The sequence below is a fragment of the Zarconia navalis LEGE 11467 genome (assembly GCF_015207075.1).
Lineage (GTDB): Bacteria > Cyanobacteriota > Cyanobacteriia > Cyanobacteriales > Geitlerinemataceae > Zarconia > Zarconia navalis.
This window is the reverse complement of record NZ_JADEXN010000132.1, coordinates 1-10503: the sequence shown is the minus strand read 5'-3', so window position 1 is coordinate 10503 and position 10503 is coordinate 1. Positions and strand designations below refer to the sequence as shown.

General features: G+C 46.3%; 14 protein-coding genes. 4 read left to right on the top strand and 10 right to left on the bottom strand.

Annotated features, from left to right (window positions below):
• Positions 1-337: 337 nt before the first annotated feature.
• Complete coding sequence (psbH, locus tag IQ235_RS09110; protein ID WP_264321162.1) at positions 338-529, bottom strand: photosystem II reaction center phosphoprotein PsbH; 192 nt, start codon at positions 527-529, stop codon at positions 338-340.
• An 84-nt stretch (positions 530-613) separates the two neighbouring features.
• Between psbH and psbN the strand changes: the two genes are divergently transcribed.
• A complete protein-coding gene (gene psbN / locus IQ235_RS09105; RefSeq protein ID WP_264321161.1) occupies positions 614-745 on the top strand; it encodes a photosystem II reaction center protein PsbN in 132 nt (43 codons plus the stop codon).
• Between the two features lie 214 nt (positions 746-959).
• Here psbN and IQ235_RS09100 read toward each other — a convergent pair whose 3' ends face one another.
• From IQ235_RS09100 to IQ235_RS09090, 3 genes are all read right to left on the bottom strand, one after another.
• The gene (locus IQ235_RS09100; RefSeq protein WP_264321160.1) at positions 960-1343 is read right to left on the bottom strand and encodes an SH3 domain-containing protein; all 384 of its coding nucleotides are present in this window, start codon (positions 1341-1343) and stop codon (positions 960-962) included.
• A gap of 180 nt (positions 1344-1523) precedes the next feature.
• Positions 1524-1790, bottom strand: a complete 267-nt coding sequence (locus IQ235_RS09095; protein WP_264321159.1) for a hypothetical protein — start codon at positions 1788-1790, stop codon at positions 1524-1526.
• A 70-nt stretch (positions 1791-1860) separates the two neighbouring features.
• On the bottom strand, positions 1861-2298 hold the full coding sequence (locus IQ235_RS09090) for a secondary thiamine-phosphate synthase enzyme YjbQ (RefSeq protein ID WP_264321158.1): 438 nt from the start codon (positions 2296-2298) through the stop codon (positions 1861-1863).
• 297 nt (positions 2299-2595) lie between these two features.
• Between IQ235_RS09090 and IQ235_RS09085 the strand changes: the two genes are divergently transcribed.
• Positions 2596-3327, top strand: coding sequence for a hypothetical protein (locus tag IQ235_RS09085; protein ID WP_264321157.1), 732 nt, complete (start codon positions 2596-2598; stop codon positions 3325-3327).
• A 19-nt stretch (positions 3328-3346) separates the two neighbouring features.
• On the opposite strand, the gene IQ235_RS09080 is transcribed toward IQ235_RS09085, so the two are convergent.
• Both IQ235_RS09080 and IQ235_RS09075 read right to left on the bottom strand, forming a co-directional pair.
• On the bottom strand, positions 3347-3802 hold the full coding sequence (locus IQ235_RS09080; RefSeq protein WP_264321156.1) for a hypothetical protein: 456 nt from the start codon (positions 3800-3802) through the stop codon (positions 3347-3349).
• Between the two features lie 71 nt (positions 3803-3873).
• Complete coding sequence (locus IQ235_RS09075) at positions 3874-4437, bottom strand: Uma2 family endonuclease (RefSeq protein WP_264321155.1); 564 nt, start codon at positions 4435-4437, stop codon at positions 3874-3876.
• Positions 4438-4540: 103 nt separating this feature from the next.
• On the opposite strand from IQ235_RS09075, the gene IQ235_RS09070 reads away from it, so the two are divergent.
• Positions 4541-5365 (top strand): SirB1 family protein, encoded by an 825-nt coding sequence (locus IQ235_RS09070; RefSeq protein WP_264321154.1) that lies wholly within the window; start codon positions 4541-4543, stop codon positions 5363-5365.
• 91 nt (positions 5366-5456) lie between these two features.
• Here the strand turns inward: IQ235_RS09070 and IQ235_RS09065 are convergent, their stop codons facing one another.
• Positions 5457-5924, bottom strand: a complete 468-nt coding sequence (locus IQ235_RS09065) for a late competence development ComFB family protein (protein ID WP_264321153.1) — start codon at positions 5922-5924, stop codon at positions 5457-5459.
• Between the two features lie 538 nt (positions 5925-6462).
• On the bottom strand, positions 6463-7539 hold the full coding sequence (locus IQ235_RS09060; RefSeq protein WP_264321152.1) for an ABC transporter ATP-binding protein: 1077 nt from the start codon (positions 7537-7539) through the stop codon (positions 6463-6465).
• A gap of 451 nt (positions 7540-7990) precedes the next feature.
• Between IQ235_RS09060 and IQ235_RS09055 the strand changes: the two genes are divergently transcribed.
• Positions 7991-8653: a DUF928 domain-containing protein gene (locus tag IQ235_RS09055; protein WP_264321151.1), complete on the top strand. Its 663-nt coding sequence runs from the start codon at positions 7991-7993 to the stop codon at positions 8651-8653.
• Between the two features lie 3 nt (positions 8654-8656).
• On the opposite strand, the gene IQ235_RS09050 is transcribed toward IQ235_RS09055, so the two are convergent.
• Together IQ235_RS09050 and bioD are read right to left on the bottom strand one after the other, a co-directional pair.
• A complete protein-coding gene (locus IQ235_RS09050; RefSeq protein WP_264321150.1) occupies positions 8657-9328 on the bottom strand; it encodes a DUF4230 domain-containing protein in 672 nt (223 codons plus the stop codon).
• A gap of 280 nt (positions 9329-9608) precedes the next feature.
• A complete protein-coding gene (bioD, locus tag IQ235_RS09045) occupies positions 9609-10337 on the bottom strand; it encodes a dethiobiotin synthase (RefSeq protein ID WP_264321149.1) in 729 nt (242 codons plus the stop codon).
• Positions 10338-10503: the final 166 nt, after the last annotated feature.

The following is a 10503-nucleotide window of genomic DNA, read 5'->3' as shown; positions in this document are numbered from 1 at the left end:
GGGTAAACCAATGCCAAAAATATTCATCAAAACTCCTTGGGTTTGAAACCCCGTCCGAGAAGGACGGCTTGACAATCAGCCCGTTAGAACGGTTTGACAATCGCACTTTACGGGCTGTAAATTGCGCGATCCTTTTCCAGTCAGATTTGCTAAATGAATTTGGGCCCTAAGCGTCAGAGTTTTCTTTTCTATAGAGCGCTATTGTCTTTAGACCTCAGTCTCAAAGGATTACCAACACCACAAAAAAACCCGGTTGTCAACCGGGATGTTTGTAAAAATGCGTGCAGCCGCATCCGAACGAAACACTCGAAATGAGGAGTTCGGTGTGGCTCCATTCCTACATCCAGTTCACATCTACATTCTCAATGATGAGGGAAGAGTTGTAAATCTGTAAGATAATCAGCAGAAAAACAAAAAATAAACCCATGAAGATTGCCATGACCGGTGTGGTACCCCAACCCGGCGCAACTTTACCATATTCGGAGTTGAGAGGCTTGAGAATATCTCCTAACCGAGTTCTTTGTGCCATAACTAACCTTAAGTATGTCTTGACGATATTTTTTAACGTTTCGTAATATTATAGGGTATAGCAGCTCGTATCTTAAATCAACTTATGGAACCTGCAACAGTTCTTAGTGTTTCGATCGTATCGGTCGTCATCGGCATTACAGCATTCACGATTTATACTTCTTTCGGTCCTCCTTCGGAAAATCTCAGAGATCCCTTTGACGACCATGAAGATTGAAGTTCCTTTCAACGAGCGTGAAAATTAGAGTTCCCTCAAAAGTAAATGCCATCCTCAGCAAGGATGGCATTGGACTCATTCAAGAATGAAGATTGCTTGTTCGCTTTGTTTGGAAGGGATCTCCACGAGAAACCGAAATTCTTATGGCTGGCGAACTTCTCGCTACTATGTTTGTATCGAGTAGATGTTTGTTTCTAATGAAATGGGCGGCAGCTTACCAGCTAGCGGGGTAGGAGCAATAGCCGAGGGTGGATTGACCGTAGAGAGAAGCGGGAACGTAGCCGCTGTTGCCAACACTATCAACGATTTCGAGCCACATATCGCCCTCAAATCCTTCAATGTTCCGGCGCACCAACGTCACTTCTTCGTTCGGGTACATTTGAGCAACCACATCGCCGCCAAAACTAGGCATAGAGCGCAAAACTACATAGTCGTCGGCATTGATATTCATCCGACGGCAAACATTGAGGATGGGGTTCGCTTGAGCGATGGTGGATTCGGTGTTTTCGGGAATGGCAGCAGAAGCGCTGACGGGAACCATGGAAGCGGCAGCCAGAACGAAAAGAGTTGTAGAGGCTTTTAACTTTTGCAAGTTCATCAACTGAAATCCTTAGATAAGTGCTGTGTTCTTGTTTTCAATCTAGCCTCGGACAAAAGGAAACGTCTTCAGTATTTCTGCGTTAGTATTTTTGCTTCCGTATTTTTGCCAAATACCGTTCGCATTTTTGGGTGAAAGCCACCTAGAAGTTATCTCTACTCCGGCAATAAAAATCTGATTTTAGCGCCCCGCGATAAACCGAATAAAAAATTGCCAGAATCGATCGCCCCAGCGACGCGATAGCCCACCAAAAAGCCAGCCCACAATCAAACTAATACCCAAGCAAATTAAAATGGCTGGCCACTCAATGGTGGTGACACCCGTAAGCAAATAATTCCAGAATCCGATCGCAAAAGCCGAACAAAAGCCGATCGCGAACCCCCAAATAAAACGAACTCGCGCTTCGAGAGAGGGTGATTTGCGATCGGCAGAAGTTTTTCTTTTCATTGCACTCAATCTTTTAAACTCATACTGTCAAAGTCTCTATTTCGAGAGTACTTCAATCCATCACATCCCTTTACTCTCCGCCAATTTGTACCGATACCGTCCGGTCGCGAGGGCCATCCAACTCGAAAAATAAAACCGATTGCCAGGTTCCCAACCCCAATTGTTTGTCGATAACGGGAATCACTTCGCTAGTACTCAACATCATTGCCATCAGGTGAGAGTGGGCATTTTCCGGTTCGTCGGGGGGAACCTCCCGCAGGTGTAAATCGTTGTGCAGGTATTTATCGCCCGGTGGGGCTAACTTTTTCAGGTAGACTTTGATATCGTCGAGCAATCGGGTTTCGTATTCGTTAATGGCGATAGCTGTCGTTGTGTGGCGGGAGAAAACCAAAACTTGACCGTTGGAAACAGCGCTCGATTCGAGAAGTTGGGTGATTTGCGGTGTCAGGTTGTAGATGCCGATTCCAGCTTCGGTTTCGACATTTAAAATATAATGTTCGATCGACATATAGAGTTTGCGAGGTGTTTGCAGAAAAACTAGATCGATCGTACCTCGGTAGGTTTGTTCGGAGCAATCGAGCGCGATAATCTGCCTTGCAATTTCGGGGAAGAGAAAATTTAATGTTCGATTGTATATCGCGGTTATCAATCTGTTGAAGTACAGAGTTTCTGGTTTTCGGGAATGGGGAATGGGGAATGGGCACTTCGACAGGCTCAGTAACCAGGAATGGGGAATGGGGAATAGGAAATAGAATTTGGGTGTACCTCACAAGACTGAGAATTGCTATATCGATCGGTTAGAAAAATGTTTGAAACTATCTTCAGTTTGCGATCGGCTCGATGGGAATTGATTCACGATTTCATCGATCGTTGGTATCAACCAGTAATAACTAATGACGGTTATCGAGAAGCTGAAATAGTAGCTGCCGAGCGCAAACTTCAACTGAGATTACCTGCTGCTTTAACCGAATGGTATCTCCTCTTTGGAAATCGAGACGATATCTGGCAAACTCAAGATTCTCTTTGTGCACCTGGAGATTTATGTCTTGATGAAGATGGGTTGCGATTCTATGATGAAAATCAAGGTTGTTTTCACTGGTCAATTCCCACAGCTAACCTCAATGAAGACGATCCTCCTGTTATCCTCAATCTGAGCGGAGATTTAATTCAGGTTAATCGTAGTCTTTCCGAACATGCGATCCAGCAACTATTATCTCAAACTAAGTTTAATTTTTTTAGTGGTAACGGCACTTGTAGCTCTGATATTCTTCATGCCGTGGAAGCTAATTATTCTCGCTGTGCGTTATCAGATTGGTATTTATGTGGGGCTGATATCCGTTTTTTTGTAGATACCGATCTGATTATCGAAATATGGAAAAACAAGAACGAAGCCGAGCCTTCAGAGTTATGGTTTGCCACTCGATCGAAACAATGCTGTCAGGAAATTACCAGATTTTTTCAAAAGTGTGGAGTTGTATTTGATACCATCTTAGATGATGACATTTATTTACCAAATTATTTTAAAAAAAATATATAGATGGCTAGAATACATAATATCAATTTTTTCTACGATTCAACCATTCTTTTTTCCACCCCAAACTCACCAGCCATTTTTCAAAGTAAGTGCGTTGTTCTTCAACCGTTCCGATTTGACTAATTTCTGCCCTATCGAAAGTTTTTAATAGGTCAGTAGTTCTCTGGGCTTTTTGTCCCATCTTCATCTGATAGACTTTTAAACCCATTCCCATATCTCTTGCCATCGGTGAAGGATAGCAATCTACTCTTGCGCCATTACATAGTATAAAATATCTTTCCTTTTCTAGAAAAAGTCTTAAGTCACATAAACAATCAAAAAAATCGTTAGCTTGAAATTTTTGTTTATCTAATAATTTATGCTCGAACTCTAAAATCAGTCTTTCCCTATCATTTTCATAAATAGTAATTCTACAATTGGAGTATTCTTGAAAATTGATATTGTATAGTGGTAGTTCAAACTGCTTTAACTTATGCATATAAATAAATTTATTATAAACAGCAAGTTTAATTTCTAAACAAAAATATTAAAAATTAATTGTTGCACTTCTTAATCGAGAAGCCATCCAAATAATCCTTTAATATTTAACTCGATTTCAGTCGCAAATGAGGGAGCTGGGAGTCGTTGTTCCCCTCGATCGAATACTAATATTTTATTATCTTGAAGATAGACAAAGACTGTTTTTTCTGCTGGATCGATGAGCCAACCCATTTCAGTGCCAAAACTGATACAGTGCAAAATATTTTTGGTGACTTTGGTTTGACTTTGACCTGGAGATAAAATTTCTATCGTCCAATCCGGTGCATGCGGAAAAATATTGGCAACTTCGCCATTGTCGTCTCTGGAAATTCTCTCCCAAATAAAAACCGAAACATCCGGCACGATCGACACACCACCAAACGTACAACGCAGTTCGGAAAAAGCCCGTGCAATCCGCGATCGCTTAAGAGCTAAATTCACCGTTGTCGAAAACTCAGTTTGAATCGAACTATGTTTTCCCTGGGGCATGGGTTTGGAGATAATTTGACCGTTGATATATTCACTGACTGGCTGAGTTTCAGGTAATTTTAGAAACGCTTCAAGAGTCAACGGTTTGGAGGGCGATCGAACCATTTTAGAGATTTCCGCAACGTTCCACTTAATTTAGATATTATAAACGATTGGCTTTTTGAGATAATTGTAGAGATAATTTTAAAGCAAAACTTAACCCTTTAACGTGGATTTTTCCCAACCCCGGCAACGCTTTTATCAAGCCATTCATCCCCCAGACGATCGCATCGATCTGGCCCTGGCAGCGTTGTGTATCGCCCAAGAAGAGTACCCAGAACTCGATATCGAAGCATACCTCAATACCCTCGATACAATGGCAGCAGAAGTGCGAGAACAGTTGCCCGCCGAACTCTATCCCCTGCGCGTCATCCGCTGCATCAATCGCTACCTCTACGAAGATTTGGGCTTTGCGGGAAATCGTGACGACTACTACGATCCGCGAAACAGCTTTTTGAACGAGGTTATCGAACGGCGCACGGGAATTCCGATCGCTCTTTCGTTACTGTATTTGGAAATTGCCAAACGAATCGAGTTTCCCATGGAGGGAATCGGGATGCCGGGACATTTCCTGATTCGCCCGGTATTTGAGGAATCGCAGATTTACGTCGATGCGTTTAATGGTGGCGAAGTGCTGTTCCCCGAAGATTGCCGAGAACGCCTGAGTCAAGTTTTCCAACAGCCGGTGGAATTGCGATCGGAATTTTTTCAACCCGTGAGTTCCCGCCAATTTCTCGCGCGAATGCTGACAAACCTCAAAGGCATTTACCTCAGTTGCCTACACGTGACCAAAGCTCTTGGGGCGATCGATCGTATTTTATTACTATTTCCCGATGCCCCGATCGAAGTGCGAGATCGGGGTCTACTGTACTACCATTTGGATCGTCTGGGGCAGGCAAAACAAGACTTAGAACGATACCTCGAACTGCAACCCCAGGCTGAAGATGCAGTCCGAATTGCAGGGTTGCTCGATCGACTGCAGGAAAAAGATTGAATAGGAGATGGGGGAACCTCACAAGTTGTCACGAGATCCAAGGTTTTGACATAGATGCATAGATGTGTCGAGTAGGCACTCTGTCAGCTCCCTATCTCCCCCAAATCTCTCTCTCCGGAACCGGACAGGATATTGCCGAGGAAGCTGCACGACTTTTCAAACGCTGTTCCACCACGGTCACAACGTTATCCCAAGATAAATCTTCGTACCCAAGCATTTCTTTCAGGGTTTGCAGCGCTTTTTCGGCTTCACTTGCAGGTGGGAGCGGTGTGGTAAATCGTTTATTTTTGTACCGGGCTTCTCGGATACCCCAACCTGCCGCCATCGAAATTAAGTCGCTTAGGGTTTGTTCGGCGCGTTCGCGTTGCCAGCACCATCCTTCTTCCGTGGTGGCATATAGGGAGGGTAAACGGTTCAAAGCGTAGGAGATGGCTTCGGCGCGATCGATCGTACGGGCGTTTTCATCGGGATGGCGCTGCAACTGCCGCTCGATCTCCTCGGCTGCAAGCAGTTCCATCACGTTGCGATATTTTAAAGGAGACTGGGATGATATTGGCATAACTGGCTGTTTGGGAATACTGCAATGGCGAACGCAGGAGAGCTTAGGTCGGAGTCTTAAAAAACCCAATCTCTTCCATCGGTTCTACAGTAGAAGCACTCGAAATACAATCGAGCTAACCCTGGATGCCTTCTGTCTGCAAGGCGATCGCTCTATCTAGCATTCATATTTAATGCTTAGCGTTCGATCTCCTTTTATAGCTCGATGGCTCAAAAAGAGGTCTGGCGATAATCGAGAGTGCTGTTGCACGGCACAGTGGAACGAGACTCTTTCAAAATATGACGCGAACGGTAAATGTTTCACCCAAATTCCAATTCTTCGGGACTTGTTGAGGTTGCGAAACCCCAAGCGGTTTGTGCATCCCTCAGACTTTTCTTTCAATCTACAGTCTATTTATTAAGAAATCGCCAGTTTCCGAGAAACTTACGCAGCTTGCAAGATTTTTTGATAAAAGTTTACAATGATAAACTTGTTTTCTGCCATCGATACCCATCGGCATTCCGGGGAGGTGGAGAAGATATCCATCTCATTCAAGTCTTTACGCGAGCCGATCGCCTGTATCCGCATCAAACCAGTGAATTCGATCGGGTACGATCGCCACAACAACGTCATCCCCTTCCCAACGACGATCTGCCGGTAGCAGCGCCCGTAAGGTAATGGTGTTGTCTCCAGCACCAGCAACGCGAACGCTCAGTAAGTTCTGCATTCCCAGGTTTTCGACCAAAAAGATCCGTCCCGGCAGCGTGAGTGCGTCTCCGTCTTCGCACAGGCGCACGTCTTCCGGACGAATGCCCAGAACGACATGAGGCGGAGTGGGGACTTGTGGCGGTAAGGGAACTCGTAGGTTCCCTAACTCGGCACTATGTCCCTTGCAGCGCAGAGTCAGTAAATTCATTTGGGGACTCCCCACAAATCCGGCGACGAACTGGTTCGCTGGGTGGGTGTAGAGGCGACCGGGAGGATCGAGTTGTTGCAAGTTCCCTTCGTAGAGGACGGCTACTTTTGTTGAAAGAGTCATCGCTTCGACCTGATCGTGGGTGACGTAAACTACCGGAGCATTTTGTTGCTCGAAAAGCTGTTTGATTTCAGCACGCACCCGTTCTCGGAGCAAAGCATCTAGATTGGAGAGGGGTTCGTCGAGCAAGAATACATCGGGATTGCGCACCAGCGCCCGTCCCAGGGCAACTCGCTGCCGTTGTCCCCCGGAAAGCTGACCGGGTTTTTTGTGCATTAAGTCGGTATTGAGATCTAAAAATTCACTCGCTCGGGCAATGCGCTGCTCGATTTCGTTCGCGGAAGTGTTGCGGAGTTTGAGGGGAGATGCCATATTCTCATATACCGTCATGTGGGGGTAGAGGGCATAGCTTTGAAAAACCATTGAGATGTTGCGATCGCCCGGTCTTAAAGCAGTGACATCGCGATCTCCGATGAGAATTTGTCCTCTTGTGGGTTCTTCGAGTCCTGCTATTAGCCGCAGCGTGGTTGATTTTCCGCATCCAGAGGGCCCGAGTAGGGTCAGAAACTCGCCATCATCGACGCTTAAACTCACATTTTTGACGGGAATCGTTTTTCGGTCGTAAGTTTTATTAATATTTTTTAATTCGAGTTTTGCCATAATTTAAGTTTTCGACGATTGGCACATTTGTGCCGACTCGACTACCCTTGTTTACTATCCTTGTTATCCTAGTTGGGGAGAAGCATTCATGCAAGTATAATTTATAGATAGTTGTTTTTAAAAACTTACGATTGACTGTAAACGTACGTGGTTTCAATCTGAATCTAGTTATAAATACGGGTAACAGTCAAACAATACAAAGCGACGAACAAAATAAATTAATTTTTTTACAAGATCTTTATAACGATCGGTCAATTTTCAATGTTCAAAGATTTAATTGTTTTTTATAGGTGGCTATAATTGAAAATAAATTGAGTGGTCGAGCGCTGCCGTTTCGACCGTGACTATCGAATGTTTTGGTCGATCGAGCGATTGAAGTACGATCGTAAAACTAAAAATTCAAAATACGTTTCGTTCGATATCGATCTTCTTTTAAGGACACAAAAAATTCATGAAGTATCTACCCCTAATTAGAGCGCTTGGAACGATGCTCCTGGTCGCTGGCATAACAATATCCAATACTGGAGCGGTCAAAGCCGTAACATTTGAAACACCCGATACCCCATCTCCCCAACGTTCTAGTGGCGGAGCCTCTCGCGGTAGCAACTCAATTCGCCTTCGGACGACAACTCAGCCGTCAGTATTGGCGTTACTGCCCCAAAGCGATCGCGGTACGACTGAGTTGGAACGCCCGACAATTTTACTCTATTTACCCGAAACTGTTGGAGAAGAAGCCCTTTTCACCATGCGCGATGAAGAGGGGAATCTCCACTATCAAATGAAAGTTCCCCTCTCCGGAAATGCGGGAATTGTTGCTATTCAATTACCCGAAGATGCCCCAGCTTTAGAAATCGATCGAGCCTATCAATGGTCTTTCGATCTCCAGGATAGCGATCGAGTCGAGACGAGAGCTTCTCGCATTCGAGCGTGGATCGAGCGAGTCGAACCCAACAGCTCGAATGGGACTGAGGTCTGGTACGATGCCGTGGCAGCTCTAGCGCAACTGCGCGCAGCTCAGCCAAATAATGCCGCTCTCAACCATCGCTGGCAAGAACTGCTCGGTTCGGTCGGCCTAGAAGAGCTTGCTACCGCTCCCATCATCGAAGCTCGTTAACGGCTACCCAGAAGGGCACGTACTCGGTTCGGGAGATTGAGTTGCCACCTCAATTTCCTCATAACGAGCGGCGATGAGAATGGTTTCGACGAGTTCTCGGGCTTGCTCGTTTGCCATATTCAGCAAACCTTTTTGACAGGCTTGCGATCGAATTTGGTCTAAGGCTTCTCGCTGAGCGAGATCGTGTAGATTTGTGGATACGTTCGGTCCCAACCAATCTTTTCGATGGTCTAAAATTCCAGAGCGTTCGATATCCAAACTGGTATTGACGAGATAGGGCGGCGGCAGCAAAATTTGAATCTCACCTCGATTGCGATCGACCTCCACCACTTGGAGTTTGCTCATGTCGATCCCCGCACTAACTTGACCGACTCCCTGGTAAACGACTTTGGTTTCTCCCAACCTCCACTGACCCAAAGTGCGTTCTTGGTTAGCAACCACAACCGTTTCGAGAGAAACTCGGGCGGTTTGCAGTTCGGTCGAGCCTTCTAGACGATCGACTAACAGTGACTTAACATCCGTCGCCGATGGCTGCACTTGCGGTAAAAAAGCTGCCGGAAACCGAGCGAACCAGCCAGACATTCCCAAGACCGCAGCAGTGACGACCGCTGATGAGAGTACTAGAGGATGAAATAGAATTTTGACCGGAGCTTTGGCAATTTTGAGCGCGTTCATAATGCACCTCCTTAGGTGAGTCGATCGATTTTGGAACCTTTGAGCTGTTTTGAAATCCAACGGCTCTGGGACTCGATCTCATCGGTCAGCTCGATCGGGACATCGGGAATAACTGACTTCATCTGAATTATACGAATAATATGAGTTATATGAGTAGGATCTTGTAGGGCGCGATTGTAGACGGGCGATTGCCAAAGTGGTGAAAACACTCTATAGCAAGTGGCTATTCAGATTAAGAATATGGCTCGAACATCGAAGTGATGTCCCCACAGCTTTCCTCTTACGTTTTCCCAATGGGTGCGGCAGTTGCGGTTACGCTCCCAAACCCAAGCCGTTCCAAGTCCAAATTCGAGGCGGCGATCGCTAATGCATCTAGGTTTGTTGGATCGGCCAGATGGGGCAGACACCCCAAAACTGGCAAACCCGATAGCTGCTCGATCGAGTCGATAGGTGCGAGATCGCCCATTTCTTCTGGCGAACGGGGTTGCGTGCAGTTGAGTACGATACCCACCAAAGATACGTTTTCTTGTCGTGCCAGCGCTGAATTGGCAACCGCTTGGGCGATCGCGCCTAATTTGACCGGAACCACCAAAACCGTCGGCAACCGCCAGTCTCGGGCGAGATCGGCAACAGTCAATTCATCAGTTACCGGCGATCCCAGGCCGCCCAAGGCCTCCATGAATACCCAGTCGCGCTCTTGGCTAAGAGCGCGAAACTGCCGCCACACCAGTCCCAAATCGATGTCTCGACCTTCTCTGCGTGCCGCCACTGGAGGAGCGAGGGGAGCTTGAAAGTACAGGGGGGTAATTTCGTCGGGGGTTTGCTCGCTATCGAAGAGTCGATCGTAGAGTTCGCGATCGCCCGTTCCCGATTGGATGGGTTTGAAGATGCCGAATCGTCGATGGCGGCAGTGACGCTGCCAGTAAGCAAGTAATGCCGATGTCAAAACGGTTTTTCCGACTTCGGTATCGGTTCCGGCGATTAAGAGAGCGTTGGAGTTAGAAGACATGGCACATTATCAGAAACTAGGAATGGAATCGTTCGTCGATAGAGCTTATGATTCAAAATTGCCTTCAGTATCGAGATTCTCTCCAGGATCGGGGATGGGTTCGGGAACGGGTTCGGGGATGGGTTCGGGAACGGGTTCGGGGATGGGTTCGGGAACGGGTTCGGGG

Bases quoted from the DNA above. Each gene is read 5' to 3' on its own strand.
- psbH (WP_264321162.1), bottom strand. From the start codon at position 529: ATGGCACAAAGAACTCGGTTAGGAGATATTCTCAAGCCTCTCAACTCC.
- psbN (WP_264321161.1), top strand. From the start codon at position 614: ATGGAACCTGCAACAGTTCTTAGTGTTTCGATCGTATCGGTCGTCATC.
- IQ235_RS09100 (WP_264321160.1), bottom strand. From the start codon at position 1,343: ATGAACTTGCAAAAGTTAAAAGCCTCTACAACTCTTTTCGTTCTGGCT.
- IQ235_RS09095 (WP_264321159.1), bottom strand. From the start codon at position 1,790: ATGAAAAGAAAAACTTCTGCCGATCGCAAATCACCCTCTCTCGAAGCG.
- IQ235_RS09090 (WP_264321158.1), bottom strand. From the start codon at position 2,298: ATGTCGATCGAACATTATATTTTAAATGTCGAAACCGAAGCTGGAATC.
- IQ235_RS09085 (WP_264321157.1), top strand. From the start codon at position 2,596: ATGTTTGAAACTATCTTCAGTTTGCGATCGGCTCGATGGGAATTGATT.
- IQ235_RS09080 (WP_264321156.1), bottom strand. From the start codon at position 3,802: ATGCATAAGTTAAAGCAGTTTGAACTACCACTATACAATATCAATTTT.
- IQ235_RS09075 (WP_264321155.1), bottom strand. From the start codon at position 4,437: ATGGTTCGATCGCCCTCCAAACCGTTGACTCTTGAAGCGTTTCTAAAA.
- IQ235_RS09065 (WP_264321153.1), bottom strand. From the start codon at position 5,924: ATGCCAATATCATCCCAGTCTCCTTTAAAATATCGCAACGTGATGGAA.
- IQ235_RS09060 (WP_264321152.1), bottom strand. From the start codon at position 7,539: ATGGCAAAACTCGAATTAAAAAATATTAATAAAACTTACGACCGAAAA.
- IQ235_RS09055 (WP_264321151.1), top strand. From the start codon at position 7,991: ATGAAGTATCTACCCCTAATTAGAGCGCTTGGAACGATGCTCCTGGTC.
- IQ235_RS09050 (WP_264321150.1), bottom strand. From the start codon at position 9,328: ATGAACGCGCTCAAAATTGCCAAAGCTCCGGTCAAAATTCTATTTCAT.
- bioD (WP_264321149.1), bottom strand. From the start codon at position 10,337: ATGTCTTCTAACTCCAACGCTCTCTTAATCGCCGGAACCGATACCGAA.